Origin of the sequence: Actinospica acidithermotolerans (assembly GCF_018139625.1) — a bacterium.
GTDB lineage: Bacteria > Actinomycetota > Actinomycetes > Streptomycetales > Catenulisporaceae > Actinospica > Actinospica acidithermotolerans.
Genome location: NZ_JAGSOH010000066.1, coordinates 1 through 26,076, shown reverse-complemented (window position 1 = coordinate 26,076; position 26,076 = coordinate 1). Strand labels below are relative to the sequence as shown.

The 26,076-nt window shown below is 70.1% G+C and carries 21 protein-coding genes; 15 read left to right on the top strand and 6 right to left on the bottom strand.

What is annotated here, in order from left to right:
• Position 1 precedes the first annotated feature (1 nt).
• The 3 genes from KDK95_RS20990 to KDK95_RS20980 form a co-directional block, all read right to left on the bottom strand.
• Positions 2 to 1,345, bottom strand: a complete 1,344-nt coding sequence (locus KDK95_RS20990; RefSeq protein ID WP_212519935.1) for an alpha/beta hydrolase-fold protein — start codon at positions 1,343 to 1,345, stop codon at positions 2 to 4.
• Positions 1,346 to 1,374: 29 nt separating this feature from the next.
• Complete coding sequence (locus KDK95_RS20985) at positions 1,375 to 2,772, bottom strand: hypothetical protein (protein ID WP_212519934.1); 1,398 nt, start codon at positions 2,770 to 2,772, stop codon at positions 1,375 to 1,377.
• Positions 2,773 to 3,055: 283 nt separating this feature from the next.
• Positions 3,056 to 4,378 (bottom strand): DUF1254 domain-containing protein, encoded by a 1,323-nt coding sequence (locus tag KDK95_RS20980; RefSeq protein WP_372463360.1) that lies wholly within the window; start codon positions 4,376 to 4,378, stop codon positions 3,056 to 3,058.
• A gap of 264 nt (positions 4,379 to 4,642) precedes the next feature.
• Between KDK95_RS20980 and KDK95_RS20975 the strand changes: the two genes are divergently transcribed.
• Positions 4,643 to 6,301 carry a CocE/NonD family hydrolase gene (locus KDK95_RS20975; RefSeq protein WP_212519932.1) on the top strand — a complete coding sequence of 553 codons (1,659 nt, stop codon included), beginning with the start codon at positions 4,643 to 4,645 and terminating at the stop codon, positions 6,299 to 6,301.
• Between the two features lie 51 nt (positions 6,302 to 6,352).
• Here the strand turns inward: KDK95_RS20975 and KDK95_RS20970 are convergent, their stop codons facing one another.
• Positions 6,353 to 7,564, bottom strand: a complete 1,212-nt coding sequence (locus KDK95_RS20970; protein WP_212519931.1) for an NAD(P)/FAD-dependent oxidoreductase — start codon at positions 7,562 to 7,564, stop codon at positions 6,353 to 6,355.
• A gap of 130 nt (positions 7,565 to 7,694) precedes the next feature.
• Positions 7,695 to 8,153, bottom strand: a complete 459-nt coding sequence (locus KDK95_RS20965; RefSeq protein WP_212519930.1) for a MarR family winged helix-turn-helix transcriptional regulator — start codon at positions 8,151 to 8,153, stop codon at positions 7,695 to 7,697.
• Positions 8,154 to 8,278: 125 nt separating this feature from the next.
• Here KDK95_RS20965 and KDK95_RS20960 point away from each other — a divergent pair, with 125 nt between their 5' ends.
• The 6 genes from KDK95_RS20960 (at position 8,279) to KDK95_RS20935 (ending at position 13,797) form a co-directional block, all read left to right on the top strand.
• Positions 8,279 to 9,022 (top strand): SDR family NAD(P)-dependent oxidoreductase, encoded by a 744-nt coding sequence (locus KDK95_RS20960; RefSeq protein WP_212519929.1) that lies wholly within the window; start codon positions 8,279 to 8,281, stop codon positions 9,020 to 9,022.
• Complete coding sequence (locus tag KDK95_RS20955) at positions 9,019 to 9,879, top strand: MBL fold metallo-hydrolase (protein WP_212519928.1); 861 nt, start codon at positions 9,019 to 9,021, stop codon at positions 9,877 to 9,879. Before KDK95_RS20960 ends, KDK95_RS20955 begins: the two co-directional genes overlap by 4 nt.
• Before the next feature lie 70 nt (positions 9,880 to 9,949).
• Positions 9,950 to 10,654: an SDR family oxidoreductase gene (locus tag KDK95_RS20950; RefSeq protein ID WP_212519927.1), complete on the top strand. Its 705-nt coding sequence runs from the start codon at positions 9,950 to 9,952 to the stop codon at positions 10,652 to 10,654.
• A gap of 22 nt (positions 10,655 to 10,676) precedes the next feature.
• Positions 10,677 to 11,453, top strand: coding sequence for a TetR/AcrR family transcriptional regulator (locus KDK95_RS20945; protein ID WP_212519926.1), 777 nt, complete (start codon positions 10,677 to 10,679; stop codon positions 11,451 to 11,453).
• A 134-nt stretch (positions 11,454 to 11,587) separates the two neighbouring features.
• Positions 11,588 to 12,256, top strand: a complete 669-nt coding sequence (locus tag KDK95_RS20940; protein ID WP_212519925.1) for a TetR/AcrR family transcriptional regulator — start codon at positions 11,588 to 11,590, stop codon at positions 12,254 to 12,256.
• On the top strand, positions 12,256 to 13,797 hold the full coding sequence (locus KDK95_RS20935) for an MFS transporter (RefSeq protein WP_212519924.1): 1,542 nt from the start codon (positions 12,256 to 12,258) through the stop codon (positions 13,795 to 13,797). The genes KDK95_RS20940 and KDK95_RS20935 overlap by 1 nt, the downstream gene beginning before the upstream one ends.
• Before the next feature lie 277 nt (positions 13,798 to 14,074).
• On the opposite strand, the gene KDK95_RS20930 is transcribed toward KDK95_RS20935, so the two are convergent.
• Entirely contained in the window at positions 14,075 to 14,557 is a 483-nt protein-coding gene (locus tag KDK95_RS20930) for a MarR family winged helix-turn-helix transcriptional regulator (protein ID WP_212519923.1), read from the bottom strand.
• 120 nt (positions 14,558 to 14,677) lie between these two features.
• Here KDK95_RS20930 and KDK95_RS20925 point away from each other — a divergent pair, with 120 nt between their 5' ends.
• From KDK95_RS20925 to KDK95_RS20890, 8 genes are all read left to right on the top strand, one after another.
• Positions 14,678 to 15,607 carry an NADP-dependent oxidoreductase gene (locus KDK95_RS20925; RefSeq protein WP_212519922.1) on the top strand — a complete coding sequence of 310 codons (930 nt, stop codon included), beginning with the start codon at positions 14,678 to 14,680 and terminating at the stop codon, positions 15,605 to 15,607.
• 96 nt (positions 15,608 to 15,703) lie between these two features.
• On the top strand, positions 15,704 to 16,642 hold the full coding sequence (locus tag KDK95_RS20920; RefSeq protein WP_212519921.1) for an ABC transporter ATP-binding protein: 939 nt from the start codon (positions 15,704 to 15,706) through the stop codon (positions 16,640 to 16,642).
• On the top strand, positions 16,639 to 18,231 hold the full coding sequence (locus tag KDK95_RS20915) for an ABC transporter permease (protein WP_212519920.1): 1,593 nt from the start codon (positions 16,639 to 16,641) through the stop codon (positions 18,229 to 18,231). The genes KDK95_RS20920 and KDK95_RS20915 overlap by 4 nt, the downstream gene beginning before the upstream one ends.
• Positions 18,232 to 18,316: 85 nt before the next feature.
• Positions 18,317 to 18,820, top strand: a complete 504-nt coding sequence (locus tag KDK95_RS20910) for a hypothetical protein (RefSeq protein WP_212519919.1) — start codon at positions 18,317 to 18,319, stop codon at positions 18,818 to 18,820.
• A 319-nt stretch (positions 18,821 to 19,139) separates the two neighbouring features.
• Positions 19,140 to 20,165 (top strand): LacI family DNA-binding transcriptional regulator, encoded by a 1,026-nt coding sequence (locus tag KDK95_RS20905; RefSeq protein WP_307844519.1) that lies wholly within the window; start codon positions 19,140 to 19,142, stop codon positions 20,163 to 20,165.
• A 196-nt stretch (positions 20,166 to 20,361) separates the two neighbouring features.
• Positions 20,362 to 21,360, top strand: coding sequence for a glycoside hydrolase family 11 protein (locus KDK95_RS20900; RefSeq protein ID WP_307844518.1), 999 nt, complete (start codon positions 20,362 to 20,364; stop codon positions 21,358 to 21,360).
• Positions 21,361 to 21,475: 115 nt separating this feature from the next.
• Positions 21,476 to 22,651, top strand: a complete 1,176-nt coding sequence (locus KDK95_RS20895) for an endo-1,4-beta-xylanase (protein WP_249161632.1) — start codon at positions 21,476 to 21,478, stop codon at positions 22,649 to 22,651.
• 264 nt (positions 22,652 to 22,915) lie between these two features.
• Positions 22,916 to 25,771, top strand: coding sequence for an RICIN domain-containing protein (locus KDK95_RS20890; RefSeq protein WP_212519917.1), 2,856 nt, complete (start codon positions 22,916 to 22,918; stop codon positions 25,769 to 25,771).
• The last annotated feature ends 305 nt before the right edge of the window (positions 25,772 to 26,076 follow it).

Genomic DNA, 26,076 nt, shown 5'->3' with positions numbered 1-26,076 from the left:
GCTATCGGGACTGGCGCATGATCCAGTCGCGGATCCCGGGGATCTCGTAGGCGATCTGCCAGGTGCCCGTGTGCGCGTTTCCGCCGCCGGTGGCGGTGCCGACCGTGCCGGGCGCGAAGGTGGCGTAGTTCACCGGGGTGTGCCGGGCCTGCATGCTGCGCACATCCGCGGCGAACTGCGCGGCGGTGGACGTGGCATCCCAGGTTCCGGTGCTCACCGGGGTGCCGGCGTCCTGGATGACCTCGACGATGGCGTTCTCACCCGGGTAGGCCTTGGTGTCGTCCTGCGATACCAGGATCCAGAGCTTCTCCCCGGCCAGCGGCGCGGCCTGGCCGGAGGGCCACTGGCCGGCGACGATGAACGAGGCCGCGAACAGGTCGGGGTGTTCGATGTTCATGCCCAGCGCCATCATCGCCCCCATCGACTGGCCGGTGGCGTAGAGCCGGTCGCGGTCCACGCTGTACCGCTCGGTGATCGACCGGACGAGGTTGACCGTGGCGTCGAAGAGCGTTGATGGCTCGTAGTTGTCGTCGATCACGATCGCGCCGTACTCGGGCGCCAGCACGAAGCACTCGTGCCGCGCCTGGTCCTCCGCGCCGGCCCAGCACACGGCACCGAGCCCTTGCACCAGCGGCCCGATCGTGGCGACGTTGATCACGCCCGCGTCGTGCATGAACAGCACCAGCGGGTAGCGCCGCCGCGGGTCGTAGTTCTTCGGCGTGAACAGGTTGTAGTTCAGCGTCTGCCCGGTCGCGGGGTCGGCGAAGGCGAACTGCCGGAAGTCGTCGACGATCAGATTGATCACGGCGTCGGTGGTCAGCGTCGTGGTGTTCGCGGGGGAGCTCTGGCCGTGGGTCGTGGCGAGAGGCCCGGTCTGGGTCAAACTGGCACTGGCCGCCAGGATGGCGTGTCCCGGCGTGGTATCGCCGACCGTCGGGCCGCCCGAGCCGATCCCGCCGCCTCCGCTGTCGACCGGCACCCAGAGCAGCGCCGCGGCGTCCTCGGGGGAGAGTTCGACGATGACGTACCGGCCGTTCTCGCCTCGCGGGGCGAGAGCCGCGGTACGGGCGGCGTAGATGTTCGTGACGGTGCGCCCGGTGACCGCGAAGGTCGAGGTCGACAAGGATGAGTCGGCGATGTCGCTGTCGTACTCGACGGCCACCGCGATGAGCTTCTGGCCCTCGCCGTAGACCTTCGTGATGGCGGTGACGCTCTGGACTTGCGGCGCTCCGGTGCCCGTCGGCCCGGCCCCGGTCTGTGCGGCCTGGCTGGTGGTCGGCAGGCCGATGACGCCCGCGGCCCCGGCCGCCACGGATCCGGCGATGAAGGTACGCCTGTTTACCATTGCGGACTCCTCGTGGGTAGGGAATCGGCTTACTTGCGGACGGACTCGATGTCCCGGCCGAGACGCGAGGCGAGCTTCTCGGCCGCACCCTCGGCGTACGAGGAATCCAGCGCCTCGTAGGTGATGTGCTCGTAGTTCCACTTGTCGGCCATGTTCTTCGCCCCGCCCTCGAGCATCGACATCACGAAGGTGTGCTCGAACGGCGAGCTCTTCTTGATTGCCAGTGCGGTTTCCGTGGACAGTTCCGGTTCCGCGCCCGCGAGCACGCCGTCGCCGATCCGCAGAACCCATGCCGGGGCCTGGGCGGTCCCGTTCGGCGTGAACGTGTGCGTGGTGGTGGGCGCGGCGTTCTGGCCCTGGGCCGTGGCCACGGTGGTGACGGTGACGGTGTCGGTGACCAAGCGCAGTGTCGAGTCGTCAGACGGCGTGATGGTCTCGCTCACCCGCACCACCTCGGTGCCCAGCCGCTCGCCCTGCACGGTGAGCAGCAGCCAGCCGGCGTCCTTCGCGTCGACCATCGACCAGTTCTTGTCCTTGTCGATCGTGTACCGGTACGACTTGAAGGCCGGCTGCTGGTCTCCACAGGCCCCGACCAGGAAGAACCCGACGACGTCGTTGCTGTACTGCGCCTCCACGTGCGCCACCGCGGCCCCGGCGAGGTCGGCGCTGATCGGCAGATCCCCGTTCGCCATGACCGAGTCCATCATGACGGAGGACTGCACGTTGTAGTTGATGAGGATGGCGATCGGGTTGCCGTCCTGGTCGTCGAAGCGCGCCACGCCCACGCTCTTGTCCGAGGGGCCCGCCTCGCCGGTGCCCAGCCACCATCCCTCGGCGGTCAGCACGTTGCGGTTGACGTTCACGTCCGCCGTACCGGTGCCGTAGCCGACGCGGGCCGGCCGCAGCGTCTTCGCCGCGTCCGCGACCGCGCTGGCGGCGGCCGCCGTGATGTTCCCGATCCAGGTGGCCTCCTGCGTCGAAGCGCTGGCGGACTGCACGTGGGGGGCGGAGAAGGTGTGCGTCACCGTCACGACGATGTCCTGCGCGGTGATTCCCGTGGCCGCGGTGACCGCGGTGCGGATATCGGTGATCGCCTCTTCGCTGATGGAGGTCAGGTCCAGCACGACCATCGCGGCCCGCTGCGATCCCGACTCCAAAAGCAGAACCCGCACGTACAGGTCGTCGTGCACGGCGGTGAAGCCGTCCAGCGGCAGCAATGAGGACGGGATGGCGATCGCGGCCTTGCCTGCCCCCGCCTTCAGGACGCCCGCCCCCTGTGCCGAAGCTGCCGAACTCGCCCGCGCCGTCACCGCGTTCACCAGCGTGGAGGCCGTCATCGCCGCGGTGGCCCCGCCGATCAGCAGCGAGCGCCGCCGCACTCCGCTGCCCTGAGGGTATTCCGGTTCGGATGCATTCTTGACGGACACGCATACTCCGCTCCGCCGGCCTGATTCGCGCGGGCACCGTTGCTCGCATTCGGGTACGTCGAGGTCGGCCCGATCATCGTCGCTACCGTCCCCGGGAGCGGCAACAGCCCGATCAGCACCCTAAGGTTTCGCATGGTTCTTACAAACTCATGAGACCACGGCGACGCCTGGCAACCTCTCACCCGGAGTTTCCGTCCGCTGCCGCAGGTGGTCGGCGTCTCGTCGTGCCGCTACTTCCGGGCCCCGGGGGAGTGGCTGCGGCACCATCTCGCCGCGCGTGCGGTCAGGGTCGGGCTTTGCGGACCGGCGGGGGGTTCCAGCGTCCGTCGAGGGCTTCGGGCCGGGGCGAGTACAGACGCATGGTCACGCCCAGCGGCCCGAGCGGGGCGGGGAGCCAGTTGGCCTGGCGCCGCGGGCCGGGGTTGGTGTGGGAGAGGTAGATCTCGAGTGAGCCGTCCGAGTCGTAGGTCAGCGGGTCGCGGTCGCCGAGGGCGAAGCGGTTGAGTTCGTTGGCGGCCTGGAAGCCCTCGGCGTCGTACATGGTGACCGACCAGAAGGCCTCGGCCGGAGGCAGCTGCCCGGCGTCGAAGCGCAGGACGTAGTCGCACTCGCCGGTGAGCGGTTCGCCGTCGGCGTCCAGGGCCAGGATCGGGTAGATCGCGTCCTCGGGAGGGTTGGCCCCCAGCCCGCCGGCGGCCACGGCCGCCCGCTTGAAGTAGTTGTTGCCGTAGGTGCCCATGGTGTCGGTCGAGGTGCGCCATCCGTTGGCGGGCGTGCCGAAGCCGGTGAGCGATCCCATGATCGCGGAACGGGCCGCGTCGACTCCGTCCTGGATCTCAGCCAGCTGCGCGGCGTCGAGTCGGCCCGGGTCGAAGGCTCGGCCGGGCACGAGCCCCAGGCGGGCTATGCGCGCGAGGATCGAGAAGTCCGCGGCATGCGGCGGATTGACGGCCAGCGCGCGGGCTGCCCTGGTGAAGAAGTCCGGTGCGCTGAGGCCGTTGACGATGCGCAGCGCGTCGGTGGCGACGTCGACGGTCGGGTCCGGCGCGTGCTCGACCGGCACGAGCTCGGTCAGGGCGTAGCCGTCCTGAACCGAGTGGACCGCGTCGTAGTCGGCCGGGCCGTTGGTCTGGGTCCGCCCGATGATCCACACGTGCGGGGTCGGCGCGCGCAGCAGCCTCGCCGTGCTCGGCACGGCGGCGGGCCGGTCACCCGGATGCCCGGGGCCGACGACGAGGAAGTCCTGGTCGCCGTTGCCGGTGGTGCGCGTTCCGATGGTGGCGAACACGTCGGTCCACATGTCCATCAGCGGCAGCATGAAGTAGCGGTCCGCGGTGGCGGTCACGTGCAGCAGCACCGGCCCCGCGGTCAGGTCCAGCCAGGCGTTCGAGTACAGCGTGTCGAAGTTCGGCCGCACCACTGCCCGGAAGTCCGCCGCGGGGAAGGCGCGCAAATGGTGGAACTGGTTCGCCGGGCCGTAGCCGGGCTTCACCCCGGGCCGTGGCGCGGCAGCTTGCTCGCGGGTCACTTCCATCATGACCAGCGGATAGAGGTAGACGTACGCCTCACGGCCCAGCGTCCTCAGGTCAGCCGATCCCACGCGCACGACTCCCTCTCACAATCCCGCCCCACACGAGCCCGGTCCACACACCGTGCCGGTCCGCCGGGCTCATCGCCACCCGGGCCACCCGAACGGGCGAGCCGGCCTCTAACCTGTCATCGTGCCCTGAGCCCGGCAGTGCTCATCAGTGCTCGGCAGAGCGCTCAGAGGGCACGCTCGTTCCCTCGTCGCCGCCAACTCGGCCGCCCGGCCTCCACCGAGCGGCTCGAACCGTCCCGCCAGTGCATTTCCGAGCGAAGGAGAAGTCCGTTGAACCTCGGCAGCCGTCTCATCGAGCGCCGCCTGAAGCTCGACCCGCCGAGGACGCGGGACCTCGTCGTCGAGCGGGATCTGCGGGTCCCGATGGCCGACGGGGTCGAACTGCTGGCGGACCGGTGGGCTCCGCGAGCCGGCGGGGAGGGGCTGCCGACCGCGCTGCTGCGCACGCCGTACGGCCGGTCTGGTCCGTTCGGCATGTTCATGGCCCGGCCGCTGGCCGAGCGCGGGTACCAGGTGCTGATCCAGAGCGTGCGCGGCGGCTTCGGCTCCGGCGGCACCTTCGACCCGCTTCGTCAGGAGCGCGAGGACGGGCTTGCGACCCTGGAGTGGCTGGTGAGGCAGCCGTGGTTCGGCGATTCGATCGTGCTGTACGGCCCGAGCTACCTGGGATACGTGCAGTGGGCGGTCGCCGACCGGCTGCCGCCCCAGGTCAAGGCGATGATCCCGCAGGCGACCGAGTCGGCGCTCACTCTCGGATTCCTGGAGAAGGACGCCTTCTCGCTCGAGACGCCGTTCGGCTGGGGAGTCCTGGTCGGCACGCAGGAGCGCCGTGGCGCGATGTTCCGCCAGGCCGGGCAGGCCAGGAAGACGCGCCGGGCGCTGCGCACCCTGCCGCTGGGGGAGGCCGACGTCGCGGCCATCGGCCACCGCTCGGACTACATCCAGGACATCCTCGCGCACGACGCCGCCGACCCTCGCTGGTCAGGCGTCGACCACCGCGATCGGGTGGCAGCGGTGACCGTGCCGGTCAGCTTGATCGGCGGCTGGTTCGACATCTTCCTTCCCGGCCAACTGCGCGACTTCCGGACCCTGCAGGACGCCGAACGCCACGCGCACCTGACGGTGGGCCCGTGGACGCACCTCGATTTCAACGACACGGCCGTGCGGGAAGCGGTCGAGTTCGGGCTCCCTCACGCCCGCAGCGAGCAGCCGCCGGAGCGAGCCCCGGTGCGGCTGTACGTGATGGGTGAGGAGTCCTGGCGCGAGTTCGGCTCCTGGCCGCCGAGCGGATACGAGACACAGCGCTTCCACCTGCAGCCTGACGGCGCGCTCTCCGCCGAAGCGCCGCGTGAATCAGCCCCCGACACGTACCGCTACGACCCGGCGGACCCCACTCCCGCCGCCGGAGGCGTGCGCATGGTGAAAGACAGCGGCCGCGTCGACAACGCGGCCCTCGAGGCCCGTGCGGATGTGCTCACCTACACCACCGAGGCGCTTGCCGAGGACGTCGAGGTCGTCGGCGAGGTCAACGCAGAGATCTGGTTCCAGTCCAGCCTGCCCCATGCCGACGTCTTCGTCCGACTCTGCGACGTCGATCCGGATGGCCGATCCACCAATGTGTGCGACGGTCTGATCAGTCTTTCCGCCGCCGACGAGCTCTCCTGCGCTCACGTGCGGCTCTGGCCGACGGCGCAGCTGTTCAAGCGCGGGCATCGCATCAGGGTCCAGATCTCCAGCGGCGCGTTCCCGCGGTACGCGCGCAATCCCGGCACGGGCGAACCTCACGCTACCGCCACCACGCTGCGCCCCGCGACCCAGTCGGTCCACCACGGCCCGGCGCACCCGTCCGCGATCCTCCTGCCCATCCGGCGCGATACACCGTCCACCGCAGCAGCGCCCGATCCCGTCCGGCAAGGCGACCAGTCATAACGTGCACCGCGGATGACCGGGAGGGATCCGAACTCATTCAATGTGTCGCACTCACGGCAGTCGCACGTAGCCGTGGCGGGACTTCCACAGGTAGTACTTCTCGAACGCCAGCTTCATGGCGTGCACCTGCGGGCCGGGGATCATGACTGCGGCCTTGCGCGGCGGGAGCATGTGATCGGCCAGGATGAGCACGCCGTTGTTGCCTGCGTCCATCATGCACACCGCCGCCATCTCGCCGAACTCCTTGTGCGAGACCGGGTCCTCGCCCTTGATCGCCGAGGCGACATTGCGGGCGGCGACCTTCGCCATCGATTCGGTCGGGAAGCCGGTCTTCGGGATGCCGATCGGCACCGAGGTGCGCCACGGCACCGGGACCTGCGCGGCGATGCCCGCGGCGTAGATCTCCGGGTAGGCCTTCGACCGGTACGTGTCCTCGACCGGGATGTAGCCCTTGCCGTCGGTCAGGTTCGGGACCGCGCGCACGACGTCCTGGCCGACGAAGGGCGGCACGACCATCGAGTAGGCGAACTTCACCTTTGAGCCGTCGGTCAGCCGGACGTAGTCGCCCCCGACCTCCTCGAACGCGACGCCCGTCCGCACGGCGATGCCCTCCTTCTTCAGGAACATCTTCAGCAGCTTCTCGCCGCCCGGCAGGCCGCCGATCCCGAAGTGCCCGACGAACGGCTCGGCGGTCAGGAAGGTCAGCGAAGTCAGTTCGTTCAGCTTCGACTTGCGCAGCTGGTGGGACATGTTGAACAGGAACTCGTAGGCCGCGCCGAAGCAGCTGGCCCCCTGGGTGGCCCCGATCACCACCGGCCCGGGGTCGTCGAGGAAGTCGCGCCAGGCCGCGCCGGCGCGCTCCGCGTCGGCGAGTGTCGTGATCGACTGGGCGCAGCCGTCGGGGCCGAGGCCCGGAACGGCCTCGTAGTCGTTGCGATACCCGGTGGCGAGGATCAGGTAGTCGTACCGGTACTCGGCACCGGTGGACGTCGTAACGGTCCGGGCGGCCGGGTCGATCGCCGTGGCTTCGGCGTGCACGAACTCCACGCCGTGCGCGTCGAAGGTCGGCTCCAGTGGGAACGTGATGTCCCCGGCCCGCCGCTTGCCGAACGGCAGCCAGATCAGGGACGGGTTGAACAGGAACCGCGCGGAGGCCGAGACCACCGTCACCGCCACGTCGTCCGCGAGTTCGTACTTGAGCTCCAGGGCCGCGGCCAGACCACCGAAGTTCCCGCCGACGACTATCACTTGCTTCGCGCTCACCCTGATCACCGCTTCTCTCCACGCGGGGACGCGTCCTTTCGGCCATAGCACCAGGCCGTGGACGCTGAGGGCAGGGCCTTAGGGCCCGGTGGAACGGATCCGCATGTCACTCAGCCGCTGCGAGCCCGAGTCAGGCGGGTTCCCGCTGGTGAGCCTCCAGGGCCTTGGCCAAGAGCGCGTGGAGTTGGCGGCGTTCGTCCGTCGTCAGGCCCGCGAGCAGTTCGGCCTGGGCCTTGTCGGCGTTGGCCTGGGTTTCCTCGAGGTAGCGCAGGCCGGCCTGGTTCACGGTGACGAGATTCCGGCGCCGGTCACCGGGATCGGGTTGGCGGTCGAGGTAGCCGCCTTCCTGAAGCCGCGTCACGATGCCGCTGACGTCGTTGCGGTCCAGGCCCAGCCGCCTGCCGAGATCGGCCTGGCTCAACGGACCGTACTCCTCCAGCGCCGCGAGCACGGCGAAGTCGGAGCGCGCCGTCAGCGGCATGTGCCGGGCGGTCATGCGGGCCCCGATCGTGGAGACCTTGTTCGCCTGCCAGCTGGTGAGCGCGCGCAGACGCGCCGGCGGCCTCAGGTCGTCCTCCTCCTCGTTCATGCACCTCACTATACCGTTGGCCAGCCCAACCGAAGTGTGTTACGTTGGGCCTCACAACGTTGGGTTTCCCAACGCAGTCCCTCGGGCGGGTCGATGCCCGTCCGTCGTCCTTGAAGGAGCGCACCATGTCCGAAGCCACTCCGTCTCCTGATTTGAGCGGTCGGCGCGTGCTGATCCCCGGCGGCACCGGAGGAGTCGGCGAAGGCGCTGTCCGTGCTTACCTCGCAGCCGGCGCCCAGGTCGTGGTGCCCACGCGCAGCAACGAGCGGGCGGCGGAGTTCCGCGCCCTGCTCGGAAGCGACGCGACCGAGCGCCTGCACCTGTTCGAGCACGACTACACGAGCTTCGCCGGTGCCGAGGCCCTGGTGGCCACCATGGTCGACCGGCTCGGCGGCGTGGACGACGTCCTCGCCCCGATCGGCGGCTGGTGGCACGGCAAGCGGCTGTGGGAGATCGACGAGACCGACTGGCAGGGCGCCTTCGTGGGCCTGGCCACCGCCCACATGGCCGTGCTGCGCGCGGCCGTGCCCCGGATGACGAAGCAGGGCGCGTACTCCATAGTCGTCGGCGAGTCAGCCCACGCCCCGATCCCGGGTAGCGGCCTGGTGAGCATGGAGCAGACCGCGCTCCTCATGATGCACCAGGTGCTCGCCGCCGAACTCCAGGGCACCAAGCGCGTGTTCCTGCTCGAACTCGGCCCCGTGGCGACGCGCTTCGTCGAGACCGCAGACCCGTCTCAGATCACGTCCGCACAGATCGGCGCGGTCGCCGCCGCCGCCTCCGCTTCGACGCAACCCGGCCGGCACGTACGCCTGCTGAACCGGGCCCAGGCCGAAGACGCCCTCGCATCGTTCGGAGCAGCGCAGTGACCGCCACCGGACTGGACTACGAAGTCCTCGTGTCTCCGGCGATCCCGCTCGCCATGCCGGATCGCACCCCGGACGGAGGCGCCCGAACCTGGGCACCGGTGTCCACGACGCTCGTATACGGTCGGCGCGAGGCGGTACTCATCGACCCGCCGCTCACCGCCGCCCAGGCGGAGCGCGTGGCGGACCGGGTCGAAGCCGCCGGGAGGAGGCTCACCTACATCTTCGCCACCCACGCCCACGGTGACCACTGGTTCACCGCCGCGAGCCTCGCCGACCGATTCCCCGGGGCCCGGGTGGTGGCCACGGCCGGGACCATCGAGCAGATGCGTCGCGCCGTTCAGGCACGCGCCGGCTTCTGGGACAGGATCGTGCCTGACCAGATCCCGGCGTCCCCGGTCACCGCCACCGCTACCGAGGAGATCGGCAACCGGCTCGGTCTCGAGGGACATGAGCTGCCCATCATCGAGGTCGGGCACAGCGACACCGACGACACCAGCGTGCTGCACGTGCCCGATCTCGGTCTCGTCGTCGCCGGCGATGTCGTCTACAACGGGGTCCATCAATACCTCGTCGAATCCGGCGACGGGGGTCGCGATGCGTGGCGCGGGGCCATCGATGTGGTCGAAGCGCTCGGCGCAGGCAGGCTCGTCGCCGGCCACAAGAACGGCGAGCTCGACGATGACGCGGCGCGGCAAATCGAGCAGACCCGTCGGTATCTCGCCGACGTCGACGAGGTGCTGATGACAGAACCGACGCCGGAAGGGTTCTACCACGCCATGATCCGGCGGCACCCGGACCACCTCAACCGCAGCAGCCTCTGGGGCAGCAGCCAAGCGCTCTACGCAGGTCGCCGATAGCGGCCGCGACTAGCCTGTCGAGCCGCGGCCGGTTTTGGCTCACGGCAGCGGATGAGGTAGGAGAGGGCGCATGGATATCAACGGCAAGGTCGTGCTCATCACCGGTGCATCCGCGGGAATCGGGGAGGCCACCGCCCGCGCCGCCGCCGAGGCGGGAGCGCGGCTGGTGCTCGCCGCGCGTCGGCGCGAGCGGCTCGAGGTCCTGGCCGAGCAGATCGGCGGCGACGTGCTGCCGGTGGAGACCGACGTGCGTGATCCGGCGCAGATCCGGCGGCTGGTCGAGGCGGCGCTCGACCGGTTCGGGCGGGTGGATGTTCTGGTCAACAACGCCGGGCAGGGCCTGCACGTTCCGATCGAGCAGATCACGATCGAGGACCTGACGGCGATCGTCGAGCTGAACGTGTACGGGGCGCTGCTCGCGATGCAGGCCGTGATCCCCGGGATGCGCGCGGCCGGCGGCGGGTGCATCGTCAACGTCAGCAGCGGTACCACCCGCATGCCCAAACTGCGCGGAGTCGCCGGTTACGCGGCCACCAAGGCGGCGCTGAACATGCTCAGCAACGCCGCCCGGACCGAACTGGCCGACGACGGGATCGTCGTCTCCACGATCTACCCGTTCGTCACGGCGACGGAGTTCCACCAGACGCTGCGTGCCGGCTCGTTGACGCCGGGGTTCGAGCCGGACCCGCCCGAGAAGGTGGCCGCCACGATCCTGGAGCTGATCCGCAGCGGCGAGCCCGAAGCAGTCCTCCTGCCGGAAGGGATGCGCGGATGATCGGGGTGGCAGGAGCGCCCGATTGGGCGGCGCGCCGCGCTGCACCCGCGACGCCTTGGCCCGGTTTATCGCGCACTACGATGTATGCGGGCTGACCGGCAACCCGAACGTGCGGCCTGCGAGGTCATCACTGGGACAGGTCGGGTATCACACGCTCATGCAGCGTCATCGAAGCCTATGGACGGGAGCACGGATGCCGGCCTCGGCGGGCGGCGAGGGCCCGGCGCCCGCGTCGAAAGGCGGTCGGCCGCGCGATCCGAAGGTGGACGAGGCGATTCTGGCCGCGGCCCTGGAGGTACTCGGCGAGCAGGGGTATGCGCGCTTGTCGATCGAAGCCGTGGCGCAGCGCGCGGAAGTGGCGAAGACCAGCCTCTATCGACGCTGGGCCGGCAAGGACGCGCTGATCCTGGACGCCGTCGCCAAAGTCGGCCTCGCCGGTCGGCCGGAGCCGCCCGACACCGGCAGCCTGCACCAGGACATCTCCACATACCTGCGCGCACTGATCGACTTCCGGCAGGCTCAGGTGTGGGTGGGGGAGGTGCTGGCCGATCCCGAACTCAAGCGACTTTTCGGCCAGCATCTCGGCGGCGAGCTGACGGCCGGGTTCCGCACGATCATCGAACGCGCCGTCGAACGCGGCGAACTCGGGCCGCACACCGATGTCGAACTGCTGGCCGTCCTGCCCACGGCATTGGTCCACCACCACTACGTCCTGACCGGCACAGTCCCGGACGAGCAACTCGCCCAGCGGATCGCCGACCAATTCTTCGGCCCTGGCGCTCGCATCGCAGAGAGCTGATCGACCAGCATCTCCCTCGATTCGCGCGCCATGCTCTGGGCCCGCGCTAGGCGAGACGCTCTAGTTTCGCTACGCTGTAGTATCGATACGCGCGCGTTTCGATACCTGCTCGTCGCGCTACGAAGGGAGGGGCGGTGACCAGCGCTTACGCCGTTCATGGGCGCATCCGCACCACCGCCCGGCACGACGAGCTGTGCCGGGCCGCCCTCGAGTTGCTGAGCGAGCTCGGCTACGACCGGCTGACCATGGACGCCGTCGCGGCCCGGGCCGGCGCGGGCAAGGCCACCCTCTACCGGCGGTGGACGGGTAAGGCCTCCATGGTCGCCGACGCGCTCAGCCGGATGAAGGCCATCCCGGACGAAGTCGACACCGGCTCGCTGCGAGGCGACTTGGTGGCGATGACGTGCGGTTTCGGCGCGGGGGACGATCCGTTCCAGACCGGCGTCACCGCGGGCTTGGTCTCCGCGCTGGTGCACGACGCCGAGCTGCGTGACGCGTTCGCCGAGCACTTCCTCGCGCCGCGCAAGCGGATGCAGCTCACCGCGTTCGAGCGAGCGGTCCGGCGCGGGGAGATCCCGCCGCAGCAGGACTTCGACCTACTCGCCGGGGTGCTGCCGGCGATGGTCTTCCACCGCATGATGACGACCGGTCAGGCGCCCGACGCGGACTTCGCCCTCACCGTGATCGACCGCGTTCTACTGCCACTGGCCCACCAGCCCGGGCCGCGCCGCGCACCCGCTCCACCCGATCCCGCACCGCCCGAACCCGCACCGACCGAACCCATACAGACAAGGCCTTCGTGATGACCACTTCACCGATAGCGCAGACTCTTGACCCGAGGCGATGGCGGGCGCTTGCGTTCATCGCGCTCGCTCAGCTGATGGTCGTGCTCGACGGCACCGTCGTGAACATCGCCCTGCCGTCCGCGCAGCGGGACCTGGGCATCTCCGACGCGAACCGGCAGTGGGTGGTGACGGCCTACGCGCTGGCCTTCGGCGGCCTGCTGCTGTTCGGCGGCCGCATCGCGGACCGCTGGGGCCGTCGGCGCGCCTTCATCACCGGCCTGGTCGGCTTCGCCGCCTCCTCGGCCCTCGGCGGCGCGGCGCTGAACACCGGCATGCTGCTCAGTGCCCGCGCACTGCAGGGTGCGTTCGGCGCGCTGCTCGCCCCGGCGGCTCTCTCGCTGCTCGCGGTCATGTTCACCGAGCCGAAGGAGCGGGCCAAGGCCTTCGGCATCTACGGCGCGATCTCCGGCGCCGGCGCGGCCGTCGGCCTCATCCTCGGCGGCGTGCTCACCGAGTACGCGAACTGGCGCTGGACCCTGTACATCAACGTCTTCTTCGCTGTGATCGCCGTGGCCGGCGCCGTGTTCGAGATCAAGGAGCCTGAGGGCGGGCGCAACCGCAACAGGCTCGACATCCCCGGCATCGTCCTGGCGAGCGCGGGTCTGGCGTCGCTGGTCTACGGGTTCAACAAGGCCGAGACCGACGGCTGGGGCTCAGGTGTCACGCTCGGTTTCATCATCGCGGCCGTGGTGCTGCTTAGCGTGTTCGTCCTCGTCCAGTCGCGTACCAGTGCTCCGCTACTCCCGCTGCGAGTGGTCACGGACCGCAACCGTGGTGGCGCGTACCTGACGCTCGGCATCGCGGTGGTCGGGATGTTCGGGGCGTTCCTGTTCCTGACGTACTACCTGCAGGTCGTACTGGGGTACACCCCGGTCACCAGCGGCCTGGCGTTCCTGCCGATGGTGGTCGGCATGATGCTCGGCGCCACGCAGGTCGCGGTGCGGCTGCTGCCCAAGGTGCGGGCCCGGTACCTGATGGCCCCCGGCGCGCTGATCGCGGCCTCGGCCATGCTGATCCTGACGCAGATCCAGGTCGGCAGCTCGTACGCTACGCACGTGCTGCCGGCGCTGCTGATGATCGGCTTCGGGATGGGCCTGGTGTTCATGCCGTCGATGAACCTGGCCACCCTCGGGGTCAAGCCGCAGGACGCCGGCGTCGCCTCGGCCATGGTCAGCACCTCCCAGCAGGTCGGCGGCGCGATCGGCACCGCTCTGCTCAGCACCCTCGCCAACAGCGCGACGGCCAACTATGCCGCCTCGCACGCGGCAGCCGTGCACTCGCAGGCAGCCGCCGGATTGTTGAAGTTGTCCGCCATGGTGCACGGCTTCACGGTCGCGTTCTGGACGGCCGCCGGGCTGCTCGTGCTGGCGTCGATCACGGCAGCCGTACTTGTGAACGCCGCTCCGCTGCGCTCTGCGCATGCCCCGGACGCCGACGCGTCCTCCGGCGGATCAGACGCCGGAGGACCTCAGGACGAGATCCCGGTCATCGTGCACTGACCCGAACCTCGAAAAGGACTCCGGACGCGGCGGGTTCCGCCCGCCGCGTCCGGACCGGAAGCCCCCCACCGCTCCACCGCTCCACCGCTTCACCGAATCCCATGCTCGCGGCCGCCGCGGACCGACCGGACGCGCGATAGCCGTGGCGCGACAGGCTCATGGCTGCGGCTGCGGCTGCGGCTCGGCGACCGGGGCGTCGAACGAGAGCGTGCGCGCCGTTACCAGCGGCTCGCACCCGGTTGTCTTCTACCGCCGGCGCGCACTCGGTGTCGGTCCCTCAGCCGCGGCTGCGGCGGCGTTGGGCAGATGTGGGGGCGAGGTTGCGCAGCTTGTCGCGGACTGCGCCGAGGGCGTCGGTCAACGCGTCGGTCTGCTGGTCGTCGAGGGCGTCGAACATGCCGTGCTCGACGATCGCGACGTGGCCGGGCAGCACCTTCGCCAGCAGGTCGCGGCCCTGGTCGGTGATGGCGGCGGTGACGGAGCGCTCGTCGTCGGGGGAGGGTTCGCGCCGCAGCAGCCCGGCGCTCTCCAAGCGGCCGGCCTGGTAGGTCAGGCCGCTGCGACTGTGCACGACGGTGTCGGCGAGGTCGGTCATCCGCATCCGGCCGCCCGGCGCCTCGGCGAGGCGGGCGAGCAGGAAGAACTGGAGGTAGCTGAGGCCGCCGTCGCGGCGCAGCTGGTCTTCCATGAGCTGCTGGAGCAGTCCGCTCGCCTCCATGAGGGCGAAGTACGCCTGGGTGCGGCGTGCGTCGAGTGTCATCGCCCATCCGGTCCTTTCGTTTCCAACTCGAAGCATGATAGCGTGCGGAACTGTTTCCAACTGGAAGCATATTTCGCGCGCGGTGTCCGCCGTGCGCTCCCCTCGGGAACGGAGCAGGCCATGAAGGCGGTGCGCTACCACCGGTACGGCGCGAGCAGCGAGTTGGTGCTGGAGGACGTTCCGACGCCGGAGCCGGGTGCCGGACAGGTACTGGTGAAGGTGACTGCGACCTCGTTCAACCCGGCGGACGCCGCGTTCCGAGCCGGATACCTCAAGGAGATGCTCCCGCTCGAGCTCCCGCACGTGCCCGGGGTGGATGTCACCGGGACCGTCGCGGCGGTCGGGCCGGAGGTAACCGGGTGGGCCGAGGGCGCGGCCGTGGCGGCGTTCCTGCCGCTGACCGCAACCGGTGCGTCGGCCGAGTACGTGCTGGCCCCGGCCGAGGTCCTGGCCGCGCTGCCCGACGGCGTCGATCCGGTCGACGCGGCGGCGCTGCCCGGGACCGGACTGACCGCCTGGCAGGCGGTGTTCGAGCACGGCGGCCTCACCTCGGGCCGGCGGGTGCTGGTCAACGGCGCCGGCGGCGCGGTCGGCGGGTACGCGGTGCAGCTCGCCCACGAGGCCGGCGCCGAGGTCACCGCGAGCGCCAGCCCACGCAGCGCCGAGCGGGTGCGCGCCTACGGGGCCGACCACGTCATCGACCACATCGCGACGCCGCTGGCCGAGGCCGCGAAGGGCCCGTTCGACCTCGTGCTCAACTTCGCCCCGACCACCCCCGAGCAGAGCGATGCCCTGGCCGCGCTCGCCGTCGACGGCGGGGTCTTCGTCACCGCCACCACCCCGCCGTCCGCCGATCCAGGCCGAGGTATCAAGGTCGTGCAGATGGCCGTGCGCAGCGACGCCGCACAACTGGCCGAACTCCTCCAGCGGGTAGCCGCGGGCACCCTGAGCGTCAACGTCGCCGAGCGCCGCCCGCTGGCCGAACTCGCCGCCGTGCACGCCGAGGCCGACCGGGGCGCCCTGTCCGGCAAGACCGTGATCGTGGTCTGACACGCCGGTGGCCGGAACGCGTCACCGGCCACGCGCGCGGCCCGGGTGCCGCGCGGATCCTTCCTTCCGCTGTTTCCCGTACGAGAGAGGGCGCCGGTGGCCGCCGCGAACGAAGTGATCGAGATCGAGGGCCTGACCAAGAACTTCGGCGGGTTCCAGGCCCTGCGCGGCCTGGACCTGCGGGTCGAGCGGGGCCAGGTGCACGGCTTCCTCGGCCCCAACGGGGCGGGCAAGTCCACGACGATCCGGGTGCTGCTCGGGCTGCTCAAGGCGAGCGGCGGCAAGGTTCGGATGCTCGGCGCGGATCCGTGGAGCGACGTCGTCGAGCTGCACCGGCGCCTGGCGTACGTCCCGGGCGATGTGTCGCTGTGGCCCGGGATGACCGGGGGCGAGGCGATCGACCTGCTCGCCGCGCTGCGCGGCGGGGTGGACGAGCGCCGCCGCGCGGAGCTCGTCGAGCGGTTCGAGCTCGACCCGACCAAGCGCGGGCGGCAGTACTCGAAGGGCAACCGGCAGAAGGTCGCCATCGTCGCCGCGCTGGCCAGCGATGTCGAGCTGCTGATCCTCGACGAGCCGACCAGCGGGCTGGACCCGCTGATGGAGGCGGTGTTCCAAGAGGTGGTCGGTGAGGTGAAGGCCCGCGGCGTCACGGTGCTGCTCTCAAGCCACATCCTGTCCGAGGTCGAGGCGCTGGCGGACCGGATCAGCATCATCCGCGACGGCAGGATCGTGGAGTCCGGCACCCTCGACCAGCTACGCGGCCATGCCCGCACCAGCATCCACGCCGTCGTCCAGCACCTGCCGGGCGGGGAGTCCGAGGCCGCGGCGGCGCTCGCCGCAGTGCCCGTGCTCGAGGACGTCCACCTCGACGGGCGCCGGCTGAGCGCGAGCGTGGACTCCGCGCGGATCACCGAGGCGATCAGCGCACTGACCGGCTACGGGTTCGCCTCCCTCACCGTCGCCCCGCCGTCGCTCGAGAGCCTGTTCCTGAGCCACTACGAGACGACCGAGGGCGAAGCCGGGGGCGCCAAGTGAGCCCGGCCCTCGCGGGCACACGCCCGCTGCTGACCGCCTCCCTCAAGCAGGAGGCCCGCTCCTTCGCGCCGTGGATCGCGGTCGTCACCGCACTCTCGATCTCCTCGATCATCGTCTACCCCTACGCGTTCCCGACGCAGGCGGACCGCAGGCAGCTCGCGGCGACCCTCGGCGCGAACCCCGCCCTGAGCCTGATCTTCGGCCCGGCCCGCGACCTGTCCACGGCAGAGGGCTTCAACACGTGGCGCGCCCTGGCGCTCGGCGGGTTCATCACGGCCCTGATGGCTATCTTCGCCGTGATCCGCGCCACCCGCGCGCAGGAGGACTCCGGGCAGGCCGAACTGCTCGCCTCCGGCGTCCTGGGCCGCTCGGCCCGACTGGTCGTCGCGGTCGCTATGGCGTCGCTGGCCTCGATCGTGCTCGGCGTGGTCGCCGCCGTCGCCACCGGCCTGTCCGGCAGCAACTGGCCGGACGCGTGCCTGCTGGCCGCGACCTTCACCGTCACGGGACTGATGTTCGCCGCGGTCGCCGCCGTCGCGGCGCAGATCGGCTCGGACGCGCGCACAGCCTCCACGATCGCGGTGGCCACTCTCGGCACGCTCTTCCTGCTGCGCGGCTACATCGACACGATGAACCTCCCGGCCTGGGTCGCCTGGACCACCCCGCTCGGCTGGATGGAGCAGACCAGGCCCGCGACCGAAAACAGGTGGTGGCCGCTGCTGCCCGGCCTCGCCGTCGCCCTCCTGCTCTCGGTCGTGGCCGCGCGGCTGCAGGGGCGCCGGGACTTCGGCCAGGGCACCATCGCCCCGCGCCCCGGGCCCGCGCGCGGCAAGGTCCGCAGCACCACCGCGCTGGCGTGGCGGCTCAACCGCGCGCCGGTGATCTCCTGGACGGTCGCGTTCGCGTTGCTCGGCAGCGTCTTCGGGAACCTCGCCACCTCGGTCACGAGCCTGCTGGCCGGAAACCCCGCCGCCGCGAACGTGCTGGCCGGAGGCGCCACCGCCCCCGGCGCGCTGGTCGGCTCGTTCCTCGTCACGATCCTCTCGCTCACCGGGATCATCGCGGCGGTCGGCGGGGTGCAGTCCATGCTCAAGGTCCGCGCCGAGGAGATGGACGACCGGGTCGAGCCCGTCCTGGCCACCGCCGTCCGGCGCCCGTCCTACTTCGGCTCGAACATCCTGATCGCACTCGCCGGGCCCACCCTCGGACTGCTCGTGGCCGGCCTCGTGATCGCCGTGATGGCCGGGACCGCGGACATCGGCGTGTCCTTCGGCGACGTGCTGCTCCAGGCTGTCGCGACCGCGCCGGCGGTGTGGACCGTCACCGCGGTGTCCGTGGCCGTCGTCGGCGCCCGCCCCCAGGTCAAGATCGCCGCGTGGATCGGCGTGATCGCCGCGTTCGCCCTCACCCTGCTCGGCCCGACGTTCAAGCTCCCGGACTGGGCGCTCGGCATCAGCCCGTTCTGGCACGTCCCGCACGTCACGGCCGCGTCCCCGGTCTGGAGCGGCCTGGTGTGGGTGAGCCTGTTCACCCTCGGCTTCCTCGCCGTCGGCCTCGCCGGATTCCGCCGCCGCGACCTGGCGCGCTAGGCGGAGGGTGCCCGCATCCGTCGTCGAACCCGATCCCGAGCTGCACTTACAGACGTTGTCAGTGGCGTGCTTCATCATGGGCTCCATGACAACGACGCACGACAGCAACGACGGCCGGCACGACTTCGACTTCCTGGTCGGCGAATGGCACGTCCACCATCGCAAGCTGGCCCGCATGGCGGATCCCGCGTGCGACGAGTGGGTCGAATTCGACGGCATCCAGTGGATGCGCCAGGTCGTCGGCGGCCTCGGCAATGTCGACAACCTGCGAGTCGAGCGGATGCCGGACGGCTCGAGCTTCGAGGGCATGTCGCTGCGGCTGTTCGACCCGGAGACGGGCCTGTGGAGCATCCGCTGGGCCTCCACCGCGGCGCCCGGTCACCTCGACCCGCCGGTGACCGGCCGCTGGGACGGCAAGCACGGCAGGTTCCACGGCACCGACACCGTGGCGGGCAAGGCGATCCTCGTCCAGTTCGACTGGACCGTGACCGACGAGAACACCGCGCAGTGGTGCCAGGCCTTCTCCTTCGACGACGGCACCACCTGGGTGCCCAACTGGCAGATGTCATTCAGCCGGATCAGCCACTGACCTCGGTCTCTCGCGCGTAACTTCGTGCTCTGAGTCTGCTGGTCGGTGGCGTCGGTGGCGTCGGTGGCGTCGGTGGCGTCGGCGTGCTCGGTTCGAGGCACGCCGACGACGGCAGCCGTCGCGACGGCCGTGGAGCCGATCAGCCACTTTCTGCGCCGTAGCGGCACCGAGGCCCCGAAAGGTTGTCGGCCGCCGCGCGATCGTGCCCTGCGGAACTCATCCCGTCCGCGAACCTGGAGACGTCGGCGGCAGATCGTGCTCCGAAAGCTTTTGGGCCTTCCCTCGAATCCTTTCGCGGGGTTGGGTTAGGATCCGTGCCGTGACCTCCGTTGCCCGCGAGCCCGCGACCCTGACCGACATCGCCCGTGCGGCCGGGGTCTCCGCCCCGACTGTTTCGAAGGTGCTCAACGGCCGGGCGGACGTGGCCGCCGCCACGCGGGAGCGCGTCGAGGCGCTGCTGCTCGAGTACGGGTACCGGCGCCGCGGTCTTCATGCGGCGCCCCTGCTCGACCTGGTCTTCCACGAACTCGAGAGCGCGTGGGCGATGGAGGTGATACGCGGCGCCGAGCAGGTCGCCCACGCGGAAGGGCTGAGCCTGGTGCTCTCGCAGTCCGCGGGCCGCATCACCCCGGGCCAGTCGTGGCTCGACGGCGTGCTCGCCCGCAGGTCCGCCGGTGTCCTGCTCGTGCTCTCGAAGCTCGGCCCGGCTCAGCGCGCGCAGCTGGCCGCCCGCGACATCCCGTTCGCGGTCATCGACCCGGTCGGCGACCTCGACCCCGACGTCCCCGCCGTCGGCGCGACCAACTGGCAGGGCGGCCTGGCCGCCACCCGCCACCTCATCGAACTCGGCCATCGCAGGATCGGCGTGATCGCAGGACCCGAACACATGCTGTGCAGCCGCGCGCGCGTCGACGGCTACCGGGCCGCGCTCGAGACGGCCGGGCTCCGGTTCGATCCCGCGCTGGTGCGCTCGGGCCCGTTCCACGACGAGGCCGGCAGCGAGTGCGGCAGGCAGCTGCTGCGGCTCGCGGACCGTCCCACCGCCGTGTTCGCGGGCAACGACCTGCAGGCGCTCGGGGTCTACCGGGCCGCACGCGAACTTGGCCTGCGCATCCCGGAGGACCTCAGCGTCGTCGGCTTCGACGACCTGCCGGCCGCCCGTTGGGTCGGGCCGGCGCTGACGACCGTGCGGCAGCCGCTGACCGAGATGGCCGCCACCGCGGCCCGCATCGTCCTCGGCCTCGCCGCGGGGCGCGACCGGGTCTCCGCCGCCACCCGGGTCGAGCTGGCGACGGAATTGATCGTGCGCAGCAGCACCGCCGCGCCCTGCCGACCGGGCGACTGAGCGCAGCGCTCCGAAACTTTCGAACCCTGCGACCAGCGGTAATGAGCTGAGGCGCGGAAGATCTAGGCAGCACTCTTCGAAACTTTTCCGAAATCCATTGACGGCACGCGCCCCTCTCTCGGACACTCCCGCTTGGGCGGCAAGCGGCACTACCCACCTCGCCGCCCAACGACCCTCAATGAGGAGGCTCACTCGCGTGCATGCTCCATTCCCACTCAAAGCGCCCGGCGCCGGCCGGCTCCGCCTGGCGCTCACCCTCGTCCTCGCCCTGATCGCGGCCCTCGTCGCGCTCCCGGGCAGCGCCAGCGCGGCGTCCACCATCTGCTCGAGCCAGACCGGAACCAACGGCGGCAACTACTACCAGATGTGGACCAACGGCACCGGCTCGGCCTGCATGACCCTCAACTCGGGGACCAGCTACTCGACCAGTTGGAGCGGCGTCGGCGACTTCGTCGACGGCGTCGGCTGGAACCCCGGCAGCAACAACACGGTGAACTTCTCGAGCAGCCTCAACGCCTCCGGCGGCACGACGCTGGTCTCGCTCTACGGCTGGTCGACCAGCCCGCTGGTCGAGTACTACATCGAGGAGAACTACTCGGGATCGCCGAACACGGCCGGCACCTACATGGGCCAGGTCACCAGCGACGGCGGCACGTACAACATCTACGAGCACCAGCAGGTCAACCAGCCCTCGATCCAGGGCACGGCGACCTTCGAGCAGTACCTTGCGATCCGCACGTCGCCCGTCTCCAGTGGCACGATCACCACGCAGAACTTCATCAACGCCTGGGCCAGCCACGGCATGAACCTCGGCACCCTCAACTACCAGATACTCGCCACCGAGTCGTGGGGAGGCGGTAGCGGCAACGACAGCGTCACCGTGAACTCCGGCAGCGGCTCCGGCGGAGGCACCGGGGGCGGCGGCGGTAGCGGTTCGTGCACCGCGACGCTCTCGGCCGGCTCGCAGGGCAGCAACTGGTACAGCCTGAACGTCGCGGTCACCGGGTCCTCCACGTGGACCGTCACGATGAACCTCGTCGCCCCCGCCGTCGTCTACTCCACCTCGAACGTCAGCGCCACCTGGCCGAGCCAGTACGTCATGGTCGCCAAACCCAACGGCAACGGCAACAACTTCAGCGTCACGATCTCGCCGAACGGGCAGTGGACCTGGCCATCGGTGTCCTGTAGCACCTAGGCCGCGCCCTGATACAGCTCGGCGGAGCCTCCCCACGCGGGGCTCCGCCGAGCGACGCCGCAATGCCCTTGGACAGAACCACATCGCACGTTCCAATGAGAGAGAAGCAACCGCAATGCGACGCAGAACTTTTCTTGCGATGGGCGCCGGAGCCGTAGCCCCGCTCGTGCTCACGGCTCCGGCCGACGCCGCCGCCGCGCAGTCGCACACGACCCCGGCCGCGGACTCGGCCGGCTCCGACTCGCTCCGCGACCTCGCGGCGCGCATCGGCCTGCGTTTCGGCACGGCCGTGATACCGACCGACCTCGACACCCCGTCCTACGCCGCGGTGCTCGCCGACCAGTTCTCGGTCGTCACCCCGGGCAACGCCATGAAATGGGGTTCGGTCGAGCCGACGCAAGGCCAGTTCGACTGGTCGGACGCCGACGCCCTGGTCGCCTTCGCCGAACGCAACGGGCAACTCGTGCGCGGCCACACCCTGCTGTGGCACAACCAGCTGCCGGACTGGCTCACCACCGGGGTGCAGAACGGCACGATCAGCGCCGGCGAGCTCGCCTCGCTGCTCAAGCAGCACATCTTCACCGAAGTCACCCGCTACCGCGGCCGGATCTGGCAGTGGGACGTCGCCAACGAGTTCTTCCTCGACGCCAACCCGTCCGGAATCGACCCGAACAACTTCTGGATCGCCAACTGCGGAACGGAGATCATCGCCGACGCCTTCCGCTGGGCCCACGAAGCCGACCCGCACGCACTGCTGTTCTTCAACGACTACAACATCGCGGGCGAGGACGGCACGAACGCCAAGAGCGACGCCGTGTACGCGTGGCTTCGCCAGATGCTGGCGCAGGGTGTGCCGATCCACGGCGTCGGCGACCAGGGACACCTCGACACGCAGTACGGCTTCCCGACCCAGATGGCCGCGGACCTGCAGCGGTACGCCGACCTCGGCCTCAAGGTCGCCATCACGGAGGCCGACGTGCGGACCTTCGTCGACGGCCCGACCACCCAGGTGCCCACCGACCACCTGGCGACCTTCGCCCAGCCGTACGAGTTCTCGCAGATGCTCAAGGCCGCCCTCGCGGTCCCCGAATGCATCTCGTTCACCTGCTGGGGATTCTGCGACGCCGACTCGTGGATTCCCGGGTTCTTCACCGGCCAGGGCTACGGGACGATCTACGACGTGAACCTCCAGCCCAAGCCAGCCTTCTACGACCTGCAGCAGGACCTGCGGCTCGCGGCGGAAGGCGCCCCGCACCGCGTCGGCGGGTCCAACGGGGGCTTCGGCTCCTGATTTTCCCGGGCGCCGGCTGAACTTCCTTCCGGGCCAGTTCGCGCGCGGCCGGCCGGCCGAGGGCGAAGACGCGGCCGGCCGAGCCGAAGCGCTCGGCCGGCACGGGACCCGGGCCGGCTCGGACCCGGGCCGGCAAGCCAAGGGCTCCACTATCCGGAGCATCAGGATCCATCGATATTCTTCCCGCGACGCTTGACGCCGTGTCAGTCTGGTGTCTCAATAAGGCCCTGCAACGTTGAAACCCACGTGCAACGGAGCTGCCCCATGGCCTTCTCCCGTCGTTCCCTCCTGCGCGGCGGCGCTCTGACCGCGGCCGCGCTCTTCGCGGGCCCTGTCCCGCGGGCGTCCGCCGCCTCCGCCCGCGTCGCCCCGGCGCCGGGCGGGCTCTACTCGCCGAACGCGGCACCGCTGGCCCCCACCGCGTTTCTGCGGCTGCCGCCGGGCGCCGTCACCCCCTCGGGCTGGCTCGCCGGGCAGCTCCAGCTGCAGCTCGACGGCCTGTGCGGGAAGTATCAGGACGTCTCGCACTTCCTCGACAAGTCCGCCACCGGCTGGCTCAATCCCGCGCAGGCCGGCTGGGAGGAGGTGCCGTACTGGCTCCGCGGCTACGGCGACCTCGGCTACGTCACCCGGGACGCGACAACGTTGTCGGACACGGCGTCGTGGATCGAGGGCATCCTCGCCACGCAGGCTTCCGACGGCTTCCTCGGACCCACCGGACTGCGCACGTCCCTGGGCGGCGGCCCCGACTTCTGGCCGTACCTGCCGTTGCTCCAGGCGCTGCGCAGCCACCAGGAGTACACCGGCGACCAGGGCCTGCTGACCGCGATGACCGGGTTCTGCCGGTATATGAACGCACAGCCGGGCTCGGTGTTCTCCTCCAGCTGGATCTCGTACCGGATCGCCGACGGCCTCGACGTGCTGTTCTGGCTCTACAACCGCACCGGCGAAGCCTTCCTGCTGACCCTCGCCGACACGATGCACGCCAATGGCGCGAACTGGCTCGGCGATCTGCCCACCCCGCACAACGTCAATCTCGCCCAGGGCTTCCGCGAACCGGCGGTGTACGCGCAGCGTTCCGGGCAGTCCGCGATGACTCAGGACACGTATACCGACTACGCGTCGATCATGGGCGTCTACGGGCAGTTCCCGGGTGGCGGCTTCGCCGGGGACGAGAACTGCCGGCCGGGCTACACCGATCCCCGGCAGGGCTTCGAGACGTGCGGCATCGTCGAGCTGATGGCGAGCCACGAGCTGCTGACCCGGCTCACCGGCGACCCCGTGTGGGCGGACCGGTGCGAGCAACTCGCCTTCAACATGCTGCCCGCCGCCCTCGACCCGTGGGGCAAGGGAACCCACTACGTCACCTCGGCCAACAGCGTCGACCTGTCGAATACGCCCAAAACACAAGGGCAGTTCAGCGACACGTTCGCCTTGCAGGCGTACATGCCGGGCGTGGACCAGTACCGCTGTTGCCCGCACAACTACGGTCAAGGCTGGCCCTACTTCACCGAGGAACTCTGGCTCGCCACCCCGGACAACGGGCTGTGCGCCGCCATGTACGCACCCTGCTCCGTGACCGCAAAGGTGGGGTCTGCCGCCGCGCCGATCACGATCACCGAGGACACCGGATATCCGTTCACGGATACCGTCACCCTGACGGTCTCCCTCTCCGCCCCGGCGACGTTCCCGCTCTACCTGCGCGTTCCCGGCTGGTGCGCATCCCCGTCGATCAAGGTGAACGGGCAGAGCGTCAGCGCGCCGGCAGGCCCTGCGTACACATCCGTCACCCGGACCTGGAGCAACGGCGACACCGTCACCGTCCAGCTGCCCTCGACGCCGGTGGTCACCACGTGGGCCGGCAACTCCTCGGTGTCCGTCTCCAACGGAGCACTGGACTACTCGCTGCAGATCGGCGAGAACTACGTCCAGTTCGCGGGCGATACGGAGTTCCCCGAGTACGAGGTGCACGCCACCACGCCGTGGAACTACGCGCTCGACCTGCCGTCGTCGAACCCCGCCGGTGCGCTCGAATTCCACGGCGCAACCGGCTCGATCCCGGCGAGCCCGTTCACGCAGCAGACCGTACCGGTCAGCATCACCGCGCCCGCCGCGCAACTCGCGGCGTGGACCGCGGACGATCAGAGCACGGTCACGCCGCTCGAACCAGGGCCCTTCGCCGCATCCTCGACGACGAACGTGACGCTGATCCCCATGGGCGCGGCGCGGCTGCGGATCACCGCGTTCCCGGCGGCGTCCTCGTCCGGAGGCGCGTGGAGCGTCCCAGGGGGCTGGTTCCGGCTGCGCAACGTCAACAGCGGACTGGTCATGGGCGTGTCCGGCATGTCCTGGGACGACAGCGCGCAGGTGGTCCAGTTCGACGACAACGGCACCGCCGACCACCTCTGGCAGTTCATCGACAACGGCGATGGCAACGTCCGCATCCGCAACGCGAACAGCGGCCTCGTACTCGGGGTATCGGCCATGTCCACGGCGGACTCGGCCGACGTGGTCCAGTTCGCCGACAGCGGCACACTCGATCACGTCTGGACCCTGATCGACAACGGCGACGGCTCGATGCGCATCCGCAACGCCAACAGCGCCAAGGTCCTCGGCGTGGCGAACATGTCGACCTCTGATTCGGCACTCGTCGTCCAGTTCGACGACAACGGCACCGCCGACCACCTCTGGACGCTGATACCGGACGGCCCGGTCCGCATCATGAACCGGAACAGCGGCCTGGTGCTCGGCGTGGCGAACATGTCCACGCTCGACTCGGCCGACGTCGTCCAGTTCGACGACAACGGTACCGCCGACCACCTGTGGACCTTCGAGAGCGATCCAAGCGGCTGGTGGAAGGTCCGGAACCTCAACTCGGGCAAGGTCATGGGCGTGTCGGGCATGTCCACGCTCGACTCGGCGGCCGTCGTCCAGTTCGACGACAACGGCACCGCCGACCACCTGTGGCGCCTGCTGCCAGGCGGCGGCCCGTGGCTCCGCATCCAGAACCGCAACAGCGGGCTGGTGCTCGGCGTCGCGAACATGTCCACGGCCGACTCGGCGCAGATCGTGCAGTACGCCGACAGCGGCACCGCCGACCATCTCTGGCGCATCCTCTGACCCCGACATACGTCCTCGGAAATCGGCCCGCGACGTCTTCCGCGGCGGTTCGGATCGTCTGCGCCGTCGACGGGGGCTGTACAGATTAGTAACCTTTACTACTGCTTCACACGCTGTTCGCGCGCTGATTCGTGGCGCTCGGGACGGCGCCGGTAGCCTCGGCGGGCTTGAGGCGAGATCTCGCATGGGAAGAGGTTCACAGTGGCGGAGCGTCCACGGGCGACGACGAGTGGTGCGGCTTCCAAGAACGACGGCAGGGGCGGGCTCGCCTCGGCGTTCGCGGAGGGGGCCGCGTCGGCGGGGGT